The sequence below is a fragment of the Mycobacterium palustre genome (assembly GCF_002101785.1).
Taxonomy (GTDB): Bacteria; Actinomycetota; Actinomycetes; order Mycobacteriales; family Mycobacteriaceae; genus Mycobacterium; species Mycobacterium palustre.
This window is the reverse complement of the sequence record NZ_LQPJ01000140.1, coordinates 43,555-59,213: the sequence shown is the minus strand read 5'-3', so window position 1 is coordinate 59,213 and position 15,659 is coordinate 43,555. Positions and strand designations below refer to the sequence as shown.

The following is a 15,659-nucleotide window of genomic DNA, read 5'->3' as shown; positions in this document are numbered from 1 at the left end:
GCTGGTTGTGAAGCCACGGCTTTTCGTGTGAAGCCAGGGCGCGGATTTCGGCGAAAACGCCGCCGCCACTGCACACTGAAAGCCCTCAGTTCACACTGAGAGCCCTCAGTTCACACTGTTTGCACGCAAATGACGGATGTGAGTCAGCCGACAAGCGACAGCACGATCCCGTCGAGGATGTCGTGCTCGCTGACGACCAGCTCCTCGATGCCGGCCCGGGCATGCAGCTCACGCGCCAGCTCCTCCACCACGATCGCGCCCCCGCCGATCACGTCGGCCCGCCCGGAGTGCATCGGCGGCAACGCGGCGCGCTGAGATCGCGTCATGCCGATCAGCCGCTCGCACACCGCCAGCAAGTCGGGCCGGGAAACCCGCGAAAGGTGAATGGCCGCGGAGTCATACGCCGTCAGGCCGTGCGCCAGGGCCGACAGCGTGGTCATCGTCCCGGCCAGACCCACCCACGTCCGGGCCTTTTCGACCGGCACCGCAGCCAGTGCCACTTCGAGCCGCTCGCGCACCACCTCCCGCGCGTGAGCCACCTCCCGGGGCGTCGGCGGGTCGGTGTGCAAGCAGCGTTCGGTCAGCCGCACACAGCCGATGTCGGCCGAGTAGCTCGCCGTCACGGAGTCCGCGCCGAGCACGATTTCGGTGGAGCCACCGCCGAGGTCTACCACCACGAAAGGCGCAGCGGCACCAGCCAATTCGCCCACCGCCCCGCGGAACGATAGCGACGCCTCCTCCGCTCCGGTGATCACCTCGGCCACCGCGCCTGGCACGACGGCGCCGAGCACCTCGGCCGTCATCGCAAAGAACTCCTCGCGGTTGGCCACGTCGCGGGCGGCCGAGGTGGCCACCATCCGCACCCGCTCGACGCCGTGCGCCCGCAGCAGTGCCGCGTAGTCGGCCAGCGCCGCGCGGGTTCGGGCGATCGCCTCCGGCGCGAATTCGCCCGTCGCGTCCACGCCCTGACCGAGTCGCACTATCCGCGTCTCGCGGTGCACGTCGCGCGGCCGGCCGTCACGAAAGTCGGCGATCAGCAACCGAATCGAGTTGGTGCCGCAGTCGATTGCGGCCGCCCTCACCGCCACACCTCCACGTCCAGCACCGCGTCCATCCCCGGCTCGCGGGCCAGCATCGCCAACGCCTCGTCGCCGAGCGGATTCAGCCCGGGCCCCTTGGCCAGCGAATGCGCGATCAGTACGTGCAGGCACTTGACCCGGTCCGGCATCCCCCCGGCGGAAAACGTCGTCCCCAGCGGCTCGAGGGCATCCCGTTCGGCCAGATAGGCCTCGTGCGCCTGGCGATACGCGGCCGCCAGCTCGGGGTTGTGCCGCAACCGCTCGGTCATCTCGCGCATCAACCCCGCCGTCTCCAGCCGGCTCGCCGCCGCGGTGAGCGCCGGATGTGTCAGGTAGTACAACGTCGGAAACGGCGTGCCGTCAGGCAGTTTCGGCGCGGTCTTCACCACGCCGGGTTCACCGTTGGGACACCGGTAGGCGATCTCGAGGACGCCGCGCGGCTCGCGCCCCAGCTGACGCGCCACCGCTTCCAGGTCGGCACGATCAACCACCGGGGGAAGGGGATGGTGGGTTCGGCGGCGCCTCCGCCGGCGGGGTCGGCGGCAGGTGCGGGGTGTCGGCGATGGTATGCCACAGCGCGGTGTACCAGGGGTCGTTGCGGGCCGGCTTGGCCGCGTCGGTCCCGCGCTGCGGGGGCACCGCCGCGGTCGGGGGAAGCTGGACCTGAAACGGGATGTCGCCGGGCATGACGAAGCCGAGGCGCTCGCGGGCCTGCGCCGCGATATAGGCGGGGTCGCCGAGCTTGACCTTCTTCTGCTCGAGGTCGGCGATCTGGCTGCGCAGTGCGGCTTCGCTCGCGGCCAGCTGGTTCATCTCGGTGCGCTGAGCGAAGTAGGTGCGCACCGGGCCAGCGATGGTCAACGTCAGCACGCACACCACCGCGGCCAGCACCGCCGCGCGCCGCGCGGTGAAACCCAGCCGCTGGTCGGACCGCTGTTCGACCGATTCGGCGACCTGGCGCTTGATGGGTTCGACGACGCGCTCCTGCAGCGTCGGTTTGGTGGAACGGCGGCGCCGAGCCGAATCGCCCGCCTTCCCCGGGCGCGGTGCCGGGGAGCGGCGCTTCGGATCGGGCTTGCCGGCCAAGCTATTTGGTCTCCGGCACGTATCGGGGGAAGGCCAGATCGCCGGCGTAGCGGGCGGCGTCGCCGAGCGCCTCCTCGATCCGCAACAGCTGGTTGTACTTGGCGACGCGCTCGCTGCGCGCCGGGGCGCCGGTCTTGATCTGACCGCAGCCGGCGGCCACCGCCAGGTCGGCGATCGTGGTGTCCTCCGTCTCGCCGCTGCGATGGCTCATCATCGTGCGGTACCCGCTGTGGTGGGCCAGGGCGACGGCGTCGAGCGTCTCGGTCAGGGTGCCGATCTGATTCACCTTGACCAGCAACGCGTTTCCCACGCCCTTTTCGATGCCCTCCTCGAGCCGCTCGGGGTTGGTGACGAAGATGTCGTCGCCGACGATCTGCACCCGGTCGCCGATCGCCGCGGTCAGGGCCGCCCAACCCTCCCAATCGTCCTCGGACAGCGGGTCTTCGATCGACACCAACGGATACGAGCCGAGCAGGCCCGCGTAGAACTCGGCCATCTGTTCGGCGGTGCGGGTGGTGCCCTCGAAGGCGTAGCCGGTGCCGTCGGTGTAGAACTCGGTGGCGGCCGCGTCCAGGGCCAGCGCGACATCGGCGCCGAGCTTGAATCCCGCCGACTCGATGGCCCGGCCGATCAGGTCCAGGGCCGCGGTGGTACCGGCCACGTCGGGGGCGAAACCGCCCTCGTCGCCCAGGCCGGTGGATAACCCCTCCGCCTTCAGCACCGACTTCAGCGAGTGGTACACCTCGGCGCCCCAGCGCAGCGCCTCGGCGAAGCTGGGCGCGCCGATCGGGGCGACCATGAATTCCTGGATATCGACGGCGGTGTCGGCGTGCGCCCCACCGTTGAGGATGTTCATCATCGGCACCGGCAGGATGTGCGCGTTGGGCCCGCCGACGTAGCGGAACAGCGGCAGCCCGGCCGAATCGGCGGCCGCCTTGGCCACCGCCAGCGAGACACCCAGGATGGCGTTGCCACCCAGCCGCGACTTGTCCGGGGTGCCGTCGAGGTCCACCAGCGCCTGGTCCACCAGCCGCTGGTCGTCGGCGCCGAGCCCGATCACGGCGGGACCGATCTCGTCGAGCACGGCTTCCACTGCCTTGCGCACGCCCTTGCCGCCGTAACGCTCACCGCCGTCACGCAACTCGACGGCCTCGTGCTCACCGGTCGAGGCGCCGGAGGGCACCGCCGCACGGGCGAAGGTCCCGTCCGCCAGGGCTATCTCGACCTCGACCGTCGGGTTGCCGCGGGAGTCGAGGATCTCACGGGCCCCGACCTGCTCGATAATCGGCACTGGGTTCTCCTTGGGTAAGTTTGCCTAGTCAGCTGGTGCGGGCCGCGGGGCCGCCCTTAGCGTAAAGCCTGCTACATCCTGCTACAGCGGGTGACCCGCCGCGTAGGCGGTCGCCCAGTCCCGCACCGCCCGCAAATAGATGCCGGAGTTGTTGTAGGCCCGCAGCGCGGTGATCCACCCCCGCGGCGTCCCCAGATCCTTTCCGCGCCAACACAGATAGCCCGCCGCCGCCAGCGCCGCATCGTCGATGTTGTCCGGGCTGACGACGCCGTCGTTGTGGGCGTCGACTCCGTACAACCGCCAGGTCTCCGGGATGAACTGCATCGGCCCCATCGCCCGCACCACGCCGGCGGCGTCGCTTTCGGCGCCCTCCTCGGCGTCGACGATGCGCAGCGTGCCGCCGCTGCCGTCCAGCCGGACGCCCCGAATCGGCGGGCTCACATCTCCGTTCGGCGACAGCGTCGCGCCCCGGTACGTGCCGTGGTGACTCTCGACCTGTCCGATGCCGGCCAGCGTGGTCCAGGCGATGCGGCACTTCGGGTTTTCCACCTCGGCGACCCGGGCGGCGTACGCGTACGCCTCGAGCGCGATGACGGGAATCTCCAGCGCCGCGGAGCGTTGCTCGGCCCACTGCCGCAATTGATCCGCCGGGCGGCCGCTGAGGTGGGTGTCCACCGGCGGCACCGGGTCCCCGGCCGGCGGCGGGACGCCCTCGGGGATGAACAGGCTGAGCTGCCAGGTGCAACTGGAGGCCAGGAGCATGGCGGTCGCCCCGATCACCGCGGCAGCACGCAACCAACGTCTCGGCGTCACCATGCTTCCTACAAGCTCCCCTAAACTTCCCTGCACAACCTCAGCACGACCATCGTCCCACGCGTTTCGTAACTACCCCGTCGATTTGGCGCCCAAGCCCGCCGATTCGTCGCCGTTTTCAGCTAATCATCGGTTCGCTGCCGCCAATTTTGGCTAGCAAAGTGGAAGCGATGCCGTCCACGCGGATTCGCAAATCACCGCCACATTACGCGGGCCCACCCGGCGCAAGCGGCAAACAACGGGGCGATGGCTGCATCGGCGACGCCCCGGCGGCCCGCCGCGCCGGGCTATGTGCGGCCCTCGCGCCGCTTGGAGCCGCCGTCGGCGGGTTCGGCCGGCTCCTCGGGCCCTTCGTCGTCGGCCGCCGGTTCCTCGGCGGCGGGGGCTCGGCCTTCCGGCACCGGTTGCTCGGATGGCCAGTGCGCGCGCCACTCCGCCTCGGTGACCTCCCCGAGCGGCGCCACGTCGAATTCCTCCGGAACGCTGTCCCCGCGGCGCGTGGCCGCAACCGCGCGCTCCACACCGCGGACGGTGTCGACGAACTCCAAAACGGCGGTACGCAGCGCGCTTTCCGCGTCCACGTCGGCCGAGACGGAAACCGAGGTGATCTCGCCGGGGATCAGATCCGCTGGCACGCCGGCCCTTTGCGCGCGCTGAATCACCTTCTGCGCCAAGGCCAATGCCGGCTGGCCGGTGTGGACGTCGTCCATCACCGAATTGCGCGGCTTTTCGGCCGCCTTGCGCTCCTCCCACTGCGCCAGCTGCTCTTCGAGCGAAATCGTTTGTCCCGCAAGCACTCCGGGCACTCGATTGCCGAGCTTGCGAATCAGCGTGACGGCGACGTCGTCGATGTTAAAGGGGGACTGGGGGGCCTCCTCGGCGATGCGGGCGTGAAAGAGGACCTGCAACAGCACGTCGCCGAGTTCCTCGCGCACCTGGTCGGCGTTGCCGCGGCGGACCGCGTCGAGCAGCTCATAGGTTTCTTCAAGCAGGAACCGGCGCAACGAGTCGTGGGTTTGCTCGCTCTCCCACGGTCCGGCGGTGCGCAGCTTGTCCATCAGCGCGACCGCGTCGACCAGGCGTTCGCCGCGCGGTGTCTCCGGCGCCGAGATCAGCCGGGCCCCGGCCGCCAACCGCGCGGTGACGGCGGGGTGGTCGGGATCCGACGACAGCAGCACCGGCGCGTCCTCGCCGGAATGCACCGGCCGCGCGGAGGGCAACGACCACGGCACCGCGACCGGCATCTCCTCGGTGTACTGCACCTCGCCGGCGAGGTGCTCGATGGCCTCGACGGGCACCAGCGACGGGCGGCGAGGGTCGAACAAGACGACGATCATCGGCGCCGCTCCTCCTCATCGCTTAGCGCTGCATCGTCGCCGGCGCGGATCATCGGCGCCGCTCCTCCTCATCGCATAGCGCTGCATCGTCGCCGGCGCGGATCATCGGCGCCGCTCCTCCTCATCGCTTAGCGCTGCATCGTCGCCGGCGCGGATCATCGGCGCCGCTCCTCCTCGGACTCGGACATCGTTGGGGGTGGTGCAGTGGTTATACCAACATCTTGCTGCGGCTTGCCCTGCAGCGCCGTCACCAGGTTGGCCACCATCTGCACCAACTCGACGTCGCGCAGCCGCGGCGCGCCCACGCCGCCGGCGCGCGGGATGGGCACCTGCACCGCGGACGTCGTGGCGCGGTAGCTCGCGGCGGGATACATCCGCTTCAACCGGACCTGGGCCGAATCCGGCAAGGTCACCGGCGACAACCGCACCGTCGCCGCGGACGGGGCCGACACCTCGGTGATGCCCGCCGCGCGGCACAGCAGCCGCAGCCGCGCCACCGCGACCAGCCGCAGGGCGGGTTCGGGCAGGGCGCCGTAGCGGTCGACGAGCTCTTCTGTGACGGCGTCGATCTCGGCGTCGGAGGACGCCGCGGCCAGCCGACGGTAGGCCTCGAGGCGAAGCCGGTCGCTCGCGATGTAGTCCGGCGGCAGGTGCGCGTCCACCGGCAGGTCGATCCGCACATCCTTGGGCTCTTTTGGGCTGGTGACCGTTTTGCCGTCGGCGGCCGCCCGGTAGGCCTCCACGGCCTCCCCCACCAGCCGCACGTACAGGTCGAACCCGACCCCGGCGACGTGCCCGGACTGCTCGACGCCCAGCACGTTGCCGGCGCCGCGGATCTCGAGGTCCTTCAGCGCGACCGCCATCCCGGCACCCAGCTCGTTGTTCTGCGCGATGGTGGCCAGCCGGTCGTAGGCCGTCTCGGTGAGCGGCACGTGCGGCGGATACAGGAAGTAGGCGTAGCCGCGCTCGCGGCTGCGCCCGACGCGGCCGCGCAGCTGGTGCAGCTGGGCGAGCCCGAACGTGTCGGCGCGCTCGACGATCAGCGTGTTGGCGTTGGAGATGTCCAGGCCGGTCTCCACGATCGTGGTGCACACCAAAATGTCGTATTCGCGGTTCCAGAAGCCCTGCACCGTGCGTTCGAGGCGGTCCTCGGGCATCTGCCCGTGCGCGACCACGACCCGCGCCTCGGGCACCAGGTCGCGAACCCGCGCGGCGGCCCGGTCTATCGAGCTCACCCGATTGTGCACGTAGAACGCCTGCCCGTCGCGCAGCAGCTCACGCCGCAACGCGGCGGCGACCTGCTTGTCGTCGTGCGGGCCGACGTAGGTCAGCACCGGGTAACGCTCCTCGGGCGGGGTCAGGATCGTCGACATCTCGCGGATCCCGGCCAGGCTCATCTCCAGGGTGCGCGGGATCGGCGTGGCGCTCATGGTGAGCACGTCGACGTGGGTGCGCAGCGACTTGATGTGCTCCTTGTGCTCGACGCCGAACCGCTGCTCCTCGTCCACGACGACCAGGCCCAGGTCCTTCCACCGCACGCCGGTCTGCAACAGCCGGTGGGTGCCGATCACGATGTCGACGGTCCCGTCGGCCAGACCCTCGATCACGGCGCGCGACTCGGCGGGGTCGGTGAACCGGGACAGCCCCTTGACGGTCACCGGGAAGTCGGCCATCCGTTCGCTGAAAGTCTGCAGGTGCTGGTCGGCCAGCAGCGTGGTGGGCACCAGCACCGCGACCTGCTTGCCGTCCTGGACCGCCTTGAACGCCGCCCGCACCGCGATCTCGGTCTTGCCGTAGCCGACGTCGCCGCAGATCACCCGGTCCATCGGGATCGGCTTTTCCATGTCGGCCTTGACCTCGGTGATCGCGGTCAGCTGGTCGACGGTCTCGGTGAACCCGAACGCGTCCTCCATCTCGGCCTGCCACGGCGTGTCGGGCGCGAACGCGTGCCCGGGGCTGGCGTGCCGCTTGGCGTACAGGGCCACCAGCTCGCCGGCGATCTCGCGCACCGCGCGCCGCGCCTTGGTCTTGGTGTTGGCCCAGTCGCTGCCGCCCAGCTTGGACAGCGCCGGAGCCTGCCCGCCGACATACCGCGACAGCTGGTCCAGGGAATCCATCGGGACATACAGCTTGTCCGAGCCGCCGCCCCGCTTGCTCGAGGCGTACTCGAGCACCAGGTACTCGCGCCGCGCCCCGCCCACGGTGCGTTCGGTCATCTCCACGAACCGCCCGATGCCGTGCTGGTCGTGCACCACCAGGTCGCCGGCCGTCAGCGCCAGCGGGTCGACGGTGTTGCGCCGCTTGGCCGCCAGCCGCTTGCCCTCGACGGCCGTCGCCCGGTTGCCGGTCAGGTCGGTCTCGGTGATGACGACGAGGTTGGCGCCCGGTATGACCACCCCGTCGTGCAGCGGGCCCTTGAGCACGCCCACCACGCCTGGCTTGGGCGCCGCGCCGGGTTCCAGCATCGCGGCCGGGGTGTCGGACTCGCCGAGCCGCTCCACCACGCGGTGCGCGGTGCCGGCGCCGGGGGCCACCACCGCGGCGTAGCCGCCGGTGGACACGTGCGCGCGCAGCATGGCGAAGATGCCGTCGATGTCGTGCTGGTGCCCGCGCGCCGACGGCGCCGCCCGCACGTCGAGCTCCACCGCCGACTCGTCGGAGAGCTGGCTGAGGGTCCACCAGGGATGGTCCGACCGGGCCGCCGCCGCGCGGACCTCGTCGAGCTCGGCGAAGCCAGAGCCACCCAGCTGCCCGACGTCGATGGGCGCGTCCGTGCCCAGCGCCGCGACCGACCACGACGCCTCGAGGAATTCGCGGCCCGTCTTGATCAGGTCGGCCGCCCGGCTGCGCACCTTCTCGGGGTCACACAGGAGCACCGGCGTGCCCTCGGCCAGCTGATCGGTCAGCAGCACATGATCGTCCGGCCGCAGGACCGGCAGCAGCGCCTCCATGCCGTCGACCGGGATGCCCTCGGCCAGCTTGGCCAGCATGTCCGAAACGCTGCCGGTGATGGCCCCCTCTTTGGCGGGGTGCCGGGCCGCCAGGTCCGCGGCCCGCTTGCGCACGTCGTCGGTGAGCAGCAGCTCGCGGCAGGGCACCGCGACCAGGGTGTCGACCTCGATGTCGGGGATGGAGCGCTGGTCGGCGACGGCGAACATCCGCATCTCGCTGACCTCGTCGCCCCAGAACTCGATGCGCACCGGGTGCTCGGCCGTCGGGGGGAAGACGTCGAGGATCCCGCCGCGCACGGCGAACTCGCCGCGCCGGCCGACCATGTCCACCCGGGTGTAGGCCAGCTCGACGAGCCGGGCGATCACGTCCTCGAACGCGATCTCCTGGCCGACGGCCAACGTGACCGGTTCCACCAGGCCCAGCTGCGGCGTCATCGGCTGCAGCAGCGAGCGCACCGACGTCACCACCACGCGCAGCGGCGGGCCCAGCCGTGCGTCGTCGGGGTGGGCGAGCCGGCGCAGCACCATCAACCGGGTCCCGACGGTGTCGACGCCGGGTGAGAGCCGTTCGTGCGGAAGGGTTTCCCAGGACGGGAAGGCCGCCACGGCGTCGCCGAAGACGCCGCGCAGCTCGGCGGTCAGGTCGTCGGCTTCGCGCCCGGTCGCGGTGACCACGAGCAACGGACCCAGCCGCGCCAGCGCGCCGGCGACGAACACCCGCGCGCTGGCCGGACCGACCAGGTTCAGTTCGCCCGGTCGGGCGGCCGCGGTGTCGACGAGCTGTCGGAAGGTCGGCGCGCTGAGCGCCAGGTCCACGATCCCCGCGATCGGGGTTTCTGGGAGAACAGGCCCCGGTGCGGTCATGATAAATCCATTCTAGGTGCGCCCAATTCGTCAAAATCGGGCCCGGCACCGTCAAGGGATCGTAAGGAAAGCAGCACTCGCGACCGGGCGGGCGCACGGTGGACTCATGACATTGCTGGACATGTTGCCGTCCCTCGGCCAGGCGGCACCCCGGCGCTTCGACTCCAGGATTTGGCCGGTCACAACCCAGTCCGACGAACAGGGCCGGCTCTGCGTCGGCGGCGTGCCGCTGGCCGACATCGCCGACGAGTTCGGTACCCCGACCTACGTGGTCGACGAGGCCGATTTCCGCCACCGCGCCCGGCGGTATCGCCGCGCTCTGCGCGGTATCGACGTCATCTATGCCGGAAAATCGCTGCTGACCACGGCGGTGGCGCGGTGGGCGCGCGAGGAGGGCCTCGGCGTGGACGTCTGCTCGGGCGGTGAGCTGGCCGTCGCGCTGGCCGGCGGCGTGGACCCGGCGCGCCTCGTCGTGCACGGGAACGCGAAGTCGCCCGACGAGCTGCGCGACGCGGTGCGCGTGGGTGCCGGGCGCATCGTGCTCGATTCCTGCATCGAGATCGCCTACCTCGCCGGGCTGGCGCCGCGGCGCCAACCGGTGCTCCTCCGGGTCACCCCCGACCTCGACATCCACGGGCATCGCGCGGTCACGACCGGCGTGAGCGACCAGAAGTTCGGCTTCACCCTCGACGGTGACCACGCCGCCGACGCGGTCAATCGGGTTTTGGCGCATCCGATCCTCGACCTGGTCGGGCTGCACTGCCATATCGGCTCGCAGGTCACCGACGCCGCCCTTTACGGCGAGGCGATCCGCCGGATGGTCGCCGCCATGGCCGACGTCCGGGTTCGGCACGGCGTCATCCTGACCGAGCTCAACATCGGCGGCGGCCACGCCATCCCGTACGCCGCGGGCGACGGCGAGCTGAACCTCGACGAGCTCCGCCGGGTCGTCGAGAGCGCGGTCGACGAGGCCTGCGCCGCCGAGCGCTTCCCGCGGCCCCGGATCGTCGTCGAACCCGGGCGCGCCATCAGCGGCCGGGCCGGGGTGACGCTGTATCGGGTGTGCTCGGTGAAGATGCGGCCGGGTGGCCGCACCTTCGCGGCCGTCGACGGCGGGATGAGCGACAACCCGCGGGTGTCGCTGTACGGCGCGCAGTACACCGTCGCGCTGGCCAACCGGCACCCGGTCGGACCGCGGCAGCGCGTCACCGTCGCCGGCCGGCACTGCGAAGCGGGCGACGAGATCGCCCGCGACGTCGAGTTGCCGGCGGACGTGCGCCCCGGCGACGTGCTGGCCGTGGCCTGCACCGGCGCCTATCACCACAGCATGGCGTCGAACTACAACATGGTCGGGCGGCCGCCCCTGGTGGCGGTGCGGGACGGCCGGGCCCGCGCGCTGGTCCGCCGCGAGACGACCGCCGACCTGCTGTTGCGCGACTGCGGTTAAGCGGCGACCCGCTGCGCCCGGCTACGCCACGCTTGCGATCGCCGCGGGTTAAGCGGCGACCCGCTGCGCCCGGCTACGCCGCGCTTGCGATCGCCGCGGGTTAAGCGGCGACCCGGACTACTCGTCCTGCAGCTTGGGGTCGGCCTCCAAATGGGTCAGCCCGTTCCACATCAGGTTGACCAGGTGCGCGGCGACCACTTCCTTCTTCGGCTCGCGCGTGTCGAGCCACCACTGCGCCGTCATCGACACCGAACCCACCAGCGCCTGGGCGTACAGCGGCGCCAGGTCCGGATCCAGACCTCGGCGCGCGAAGTCGCCGGCCAGGATGGAGCTGACCTGGCTGACGGCGTCGTTGAGCAGGCTGGAGTAGGTGCCCGAGCTGATGGCGGCCGGCGAGTCGCGGATCATGATCCGGAAGCCGTCGGTGCGTTCCTCGACGTAGGTCAGCAGCGCCAGCGCGACCCGCTCCACCCGCACGCGCGAACGGTTGTTCGTCAGCGACGACGTGATGCCGTCCAGCAGCGCCGACATCTCGCGGTCGACGACGACGGCGTACAGGCCCTCCTTGCCCCCGAAATGTTCGTAGACCACCGGCTTGGACACGTTGGCGCGCAGCGCGATCTCCTCGATCGAGGTGCCCTCGTAGCCGCGCTCGGCGAACAGCGACCGCGCGATACCGATGAGTTGCTGCCGGCGCTCGCTGCCCGTCATGCGGGCGCGCGGCGCCCGCACTTCCTTATCCGCCTTGTCCGGCTCACGGTCCAGAACGGCCACGTCAATCAGCGTATCTGTTCGGCGGCGCCCCACCGGCCCGCGCACCGTCTAGAGTCTCTTGTTGGCGCGGGGACCCCCGTGGACACGCAATCCGTCGTGGTGTAATCGGCAGCACATCAGATTTTGGTTCTGAGAGTTCAGGTTCGAGTCCTGGCGACGGAGCCCGAAGGCCTCGCCCTTTGCCTCGAGCGTGCCCAAAATGACACGCTTGACGGCGTGTCGGCGTACCGACACGCACGCTCGCGGTGAGGGTTAAGGAGAGTTGATGTCGTCTCGCGGTGACACCGCGGTCCTGGTCCTGGCGGCCGGGCCCGGCACCCGGATGCGGTCCGACACCCCGAAGGTGCTGCACGCCCTGGCCGGGCGCAGCATGCTGTCGCACTCGCTGCACGCGATCGCCAAGGTGGCGCCGCAGCATCTGGTCGTGGTGTTGGGCCACGACCACGAGCGCATCGCCCCCCTCGTCGCCGAGCTGTCCGACACGCTGGGACGGCGGATCGACGTGGCGCTGCAGGACCGGCAGATGGGCACCGGCCACGCCGTCGGCTGCGGCCTGTCCGCCCTGCCCGACGACTACGCGGGCATCGTCGTCGTCACCTCGGGCGACACGCCGCTGCTGGACTCCGACACCCTGGCCGGCCTGATCGCGACCCATGGCGCGGTCTCGGCCGCGGTCACGGTGCTGACCACGACGCTCGCCGACCCCACGGGATACGGCCGCATCCTGCGCACCCAGGACAACGAGGTCACGGCGATCGTCGAACACACCGACGCGACGCCCTCCCAGCGCGAGATCCGCGAGGTCAACGCGGGGGTCTACGCCTTCGACGTCGCCGCGCTGCGCTCGGCGCTGAGCCGGCTGAGCGCCAACAACGCCCAGCACGAGCTGTACCTGACCGACGTGGTGGCGATCCTCCGCGGCGACGGCCAGACCGTGCACACCCAGCACGTCGACGACAGCGCGCTGGTGGCCGGCGTCAACAACCGCGTCCAGCTCGCCGAGCTGGCGGCCGAACTCAACCGCCGGATCGTCGCGGCCCACCAACTGTCCGGGGTGACCATCGTCGACCCGGCGACCACCTGGATCGACGTCGACGTCACCATCGGGCGCGACACCGTCATCCATCCGGGAACCCAGCTGCACGGCGGCACGCGCGTCGGCGCTCGCTGCGTCGTAGGACCCGACACCACCCTGACCGACGTCACGGTCGGAGACGGCGCGTCGGTGGTGCGCACCCACGGCTCGTCGTCGTCGATCGGCGACGGCGCCACCGTCGGCCCGTTCACCTACCTGCGGCCCGGCACCGTGCTGGGCGTCGACGCCAAGCTGGGCGCGTTCGTCGAGACCAAGAACTCGACCATCGGCGCCGGCACCAAGGTCCCGCATTTGACCTACGTCGGCGACGCCGACATCGGCGAGCACAGCAACATCGGCGCGTCGAGCGTGTTCGTCAACTACGACGGCGAGACCAAGAGCCGCACCACGGTCGGCTCGCACGTGCGCACCGGATCGGACACCATGTTCGTCGCGCCCGTGACGGTCGGCGACGGCGCCTACACCGGCGCCGGCACGGTGGTGCGCGAGGACGTTCCCCCAGGTGCGTTGGCGGTGTCGGCGGGGCCGCAACGCAACATCGAGGGCTGGGTGCGGCGCAAGCGGCCGGGCAGCGCGGCGGCCCGCGCGGCGGAGGAGGCCACGGCGCGTGCGGACGGGAAAGCCTCAGCGGGCGGCAACGTCGAACCCGACCCCGAACCGACACCGTGAATTCGTTACCCGGCAACCCGGCCTCGTTTCCGTACGATTCGCTACGTACGATGGGGCGTTCGATCTTCTATCTCGATCCCGATACGGCGAGGGCAGCACGGTGAGCCACGACTGGACCGATAATCGCAAAAACCTGATGCTGTTCTCCGGCCGCGCCCACCCTGAGCTGGCCGAACAGGTGGCCAAAGAACTCGACGTGCATGTCACCGCGCAGACCGCGCGCGAATTCGCCAACGGCGAGATATTCGTGCGCTTCCACGAGTCGGTGCGCGGGTGCGACGCGTTCGTCCTGCAATCGAACCCCGCGCCGGTGAACAACTGGCTGATGGAACAGCTGATCATGATCGACGCCCTCAAGCGCGGCAGCGCCAAGAGGATCACCGCCGTCATGCCGTTCTATCCCTACGCGCGGCAGGACAAGAAGCACCGCGGCCGTGAACCGATCTCGGCGCGGCTGGTCGCCGACCTGCTCAAGACCGCGGGCGCCGACCGGATCGTGACGGTCGACCTGCACACCGACCAGATTCAGGGCTTCTTCGACGGGCCCGTCGACCACATGCGCGCCCAGAACCTGCTGACCGGCTACATCAAGGACAACTACCCCGACGGCAACATGGTCGTGGTGTCTCCCGATTCCGGCCGAGTGCGCATCGCCGAGAAGTGGGCCGACGCGCTGGGCGGCGTGCCGCTGGCCTTCATCCACAAGACCCGCGATCCGCGGGTGCCCAACCAGGTGGTCTCCAACCGCGTCGTCGGTGAGGTCGCCGGGCGGACCTGCGTCCTGATCGACGACATGATCGACACCGGCGGCACGATCGCCGGCGCGGTGCAGCTGCTGCGCGAGGACGGCGCCAGCGACGTGGTGATCGCCGCGACCCACGGGGTGCTGTCCGACCCGGCCGCCCAGCGGCTGGCGGCCTGCGGCGCCCGCGAGGTGATCGTGACGAACACCCTGCCCATCGACGAGGAAAAGCGCTTCCCCCAGCTCACGGTGTTGTCCATCGCGCCGCTGCTGGCCAGCACCATTCGCGCCGTGTTCGAAAACGGCTCAGTCACAGGGCTTTTCGACGGGGACGCCTAGATGGCCGACACCGTCATCTACCACAACCCCAAATGCAGCACCTCCCGCAAGACGCTGGATCTGCTGCGCGACAACGGCATTGAGCCGACGATCGTTCAGTACCTGAAGACGCCGCCGTCGCGCTCGGAGCTGGCCGCGATGATCCGCGACGCCGGTATCGACGTGCGCACCGCGGTGCGCACGCGCGAACCGCAGTACGCCGAACTGGGTCTCGACGACGCGACCGACGACGAGCTGCTGGACGCGATGGCCGAACACCCGATCCTCATCCAGCGACCGTTCGTCGTCACCCCGAAGGGCACTCGCCTGGCGCGGCCTATCGACGCGGTCCGCGAGATTCTGTGAGACGGCCGCCCGGCGACGATGCGCGCCGGAACGGCGCGAGGTGGGGGTACCGCCCGCTTGCGGGGGAAAGTCGGGCAATCGGGGCACCGCCCGGCGACGATGCGCGCCGGAACGGCGTGAGGCGGGGGTACCGCCCGCTTGCGGGGGAGAGTCGGGCAATCGGGGCCGCGGCAGCGGCGGTCGCGCTTTCTCTGGTGGGCTGCGCGCCGCCGCAGCCCCCCGACTACCAGTCGATTTTGACGCACAGCTCGACGACCGCGCCCACCACCGGCCCGACGGCCAAGCCGGTCCCGCTGTCGCAGTACCTGCAGAGCATCGGGGTGACCGGCCAGCAGGTGGCGCCGGCCAGCCTGACCGACCTGACGGTCTCGATACCCACCCCGCCGGGCTGGTCGCCGTATACCAATCCGAACATCACGCCGGAGACGCTGATCATCTCCAAGGGCAACAAGTACCCGACGGCGCGGCTGGTGGTTTTCAGGTTGCGCGGCGACTTCGACCCGGCCCAGGTCATCAAGCACGGCAACGACGACGCCCAGCTGTTCGAGAACTTCAAGCAGCTCGACGCGTCGACGGCGGACTACAACGGCTTTCCCTCGTCGGAGATCCAGGGCAGCTACGACCTGGACGGCACGCGCCTGCACAGCTGGAACCGGATCGTCATCGCCACCGGATCGCCACCCGCCAAGCAGCGATACCTGGTTCAGCTGACCATCACCAGCCTGGCCGACCAGGCCGTCGCGCAGTCCACCGACATCGAATCGATCATCCGCGGGTTTGTCGTCGCGGCAAAGTAATTCGCCGTCGCGAGCCCGAGTTCGACCAC

13 protein-coding genes and 1 tRNA gene are annotated in these 15,659 nt (G+C 70.4%); 6 read left to right on the top strand and 8 right to left on the bottom strand.

What is annotated here, in order from left to right; all coding sequences use genetic code 11:
- Nucleotides 1-143 precede the first annotated feature (143 nt).
- The 7 genes from AWC19_RS25150 to mfd form a co-directional block, all read right to left on the bottom strand.
- Nucleotides 144-1,088: a Ppx/GppA phosphatase family protein gene (locus AWC19_RS25150; RefSeq protein WP_085080809.1), complete on the bottom strand. Its 945-nt coding sequence runs from the start codon at nucleotides 1,086-1,088 to the stop codon at nucleotides 144-146.
- On the bottom strand, nucleotides 1,079-1,570 hold the full coding sequence (locus AWC19_RS25145; RefSeq protein ID WP_085080808.1) for a DUF501 domain-containing protein: 492 nt from the start codon (nucleotides 1,568-1,570) through the stop codon (nucleotides 1,079-1,081). Before AWC19_RS25145 ends, AWC19_RS25150 begins: the two co-directional genes overlap by 10 nt.
- Entirely contained in the window at nucleotides 1,563-2,165 is a 603-nt protein-coding gene (locus tag AWC19_RS25140; protein WP_085080807.1) for an FtsB family cell division protein, read from the bottom strand. The genes AWC19_RS25145 and AWC19_RS25140 overlap by 8 nt, the downstream gene beginning before the upstream one ends.
- A gap of 1 nt (nucleotide 2,166) precedes the next feature.
- Entirely contained in the window at nucleotides 2,167-3,456 is a 1,290-nt protein-coding gene (gene eno, locus AWC19_RS25135; RefSeq protein ID WP_085080806.1) for a phosphopyruvate hydratase, read from the bottom strand.
- A gap of 81 nt (nucleotides 3,457-3,537) precedes the next feature.
- Complete coding sequence (locus tag AWC19_RS25130; RefSeq protein ID WP_142281407.1) at nucleotides 3,538-4,269, bottom strand: lytic transglycosylase domain-containing protein; 732 nt, start codon at nucleotides 4,267-4,269, stop codon at nucleotides 3,538-3,540.
- A 287-nt stretch (nucleotides 4,270-4,556) separates the two neighbouring features.
- Nucleotides 4,557-5,606: a nucleoside triphosphate pyrophosphohydrolase gene (locus AWC19_RS25125; RefSeq protein ID WP_085080804.1), complete on the bottom strand. Its 1,050-nt coding sequence runs from the start codon at nucleotides 5,604-5,606 to the stop codon at nucleotides 4,557-4,559.
- 155 nt (nucleotides 5,607-5,761) lie between these two features.
- Complete coding sequence (mfd, locus tag AWC19_RS25120; protein WP_085080803.1) at nucleotides 5,762-9,421, bottom strand: transcription-repair coupling factor; 3,660 nt, start codon at nucleotides 9,419-9,421, stop codon at nucleotides 5,762-5,764.
- A 106-nt stretch (nucleotides 9,422-9,527) separates the two neighbouring features.
- Here mfd and lysA point away from each other — a divergent pair, with 106 nt between their 5' ends.
- The gene (gene lysA, locus AWC19_RS25115) at nucleotides 9,528-10,868 is read left to right on the top strand and encodes a diaminopimelate decarboxylase (protein WP_085080802.1); all 1,341 of its coding nucleotides are present in this window, start codon (nucleotides 9,528-9,530) and stop codon (nucleotides 10,866-10,868) included.
- A gap of 117 nt (nucleotides 10,869-10,985) precedes the next feature.
- Here lysA and AWC19_RS25110 read toward each other — a convergent pair whose 3' ends face one another.
- Nucleotides 10,986-11,579: a TetR/AcrR family transcriptional regulator gene (locus AWC19_RS25110; protein WP_142281410.1), complete on the bottom strand. Its 594-nt coding sequence runs from the start codon at nucleotides 11,577-11,579 to the stop codon at nucleotides 10,986-10,988.
- A 153-nt stretch (nucleotides 11,580-11,732) separates the two neighbouring features.
- Between AWC19_RS25110 and AWC19_RS25105 the strand changes: the two genes are divergently transcribed.
- The 5 genes from AWC19_RS25105 to AWC19_RS25085 all read left to right on the top strand — a co-directional run bounded on the left by AWC19_RS25105 (nucleotide 11,733) and on the right by AWC19_RS25085 (nucleotide 15,630).
- Nucleotides 11,733-11,804 (top strand) — tRNA-Gln (locus AWC19_RS25105).
- 103 nt (nucleotides 11,805-11,907) lie between these two features.
- Nucleotides 11,908-13,407, top strand: coding sequence for a bifunctional UDP-N-acetylglucosamine diphosphorylase/glucosamine-1-phosphate N-acetyltransferase GlmU (gene glmU / locus AWC19_RS25100; RefSeq protein WP_085080800.1), 1,500 nt, complete (start codon nucleotides 11,908-11,910; stop codon nucleotides 13,405-13,407).
- Nucleotides 13,408-13,507: 100 nt separating this feature from the next.
- Nucleotides 13,508-14,488 (top strand): ribose-phosphate diphosphokinase, encoded by a 981-nt coding sequence (locus AWC19_RS25095; protein WP_085080799.1) that lies wholly within the window; start codon nucleotides 13,508-13,510, stop codon nucleotides 14,486-14,488.
- Nucleotides 14,489-14,833: an arsenate reductase (glutaredoxin) gene (gene arsC, locus AWC19_RS25090; protein ID WP_085080798.1), complete on the top strand. Its 345-nt coding sequence runs from the start codon at nucleotides 14,489-14,491 to the stop codon at nucleotides 14,831-14,833.
- A 158-nt stretch (nucleotides 14,834-14,991) separates the two neighbouring features.
- A complete protein-coding gene (locus AWC19_RS25085) occupies nucleotides 14,992-15,630 on the top strand; it encodes an LpqN/LpqT family lipoprotein (RefSeq protein WP_085080827.1) in 639 nt (212 codons plus the stop codon).
- Nucleotides 15,631-15,659 lie beyond the last annotated feature (29 nt).

Coding starts and splice junctions, on each gene's coding strand:
- AWC19_RS25125 (WP_085080804.1), bottom strand. CDS start 5,606: ATGATCGTCGTCTTGTTCGACCCTCGCCGCCCGTCGCTGGTGCCCGTC.
- mfd (WP_085080803.1), bottom strand. CDS start 9,421: ATGACCGCACCGGGGCCTGTTCTCCCAGAAACCCCGATCGCGGGGATC.
- lysA (WP_085080802.1), top strand. CDS start 9,528: ATGACATTGCTGGACATGTTGCCGTCCCTCGGCCAGGCGGCACCCCGG.
- AWC19_RS25110 (WP_142281410.1), bottom strand. CDS start 11,579: ATGACGGGCAGCGAGCGCCGGCAGCAACTCATCGGTATCGCGCGGTCG.
- glmU (WP_085080800.1), top strand. CDS start 11,908: ATGTCGTCTCGCGGTGACACCGCGGTCCTGGTCCTGGCGGCCGGGCCC.
- arsC (WP_085080798.1), top strand. CDS start 14,489: ATGGCCGACACCGTCATCTACCACAACCCCAAATGCAGCACCTCCCGC.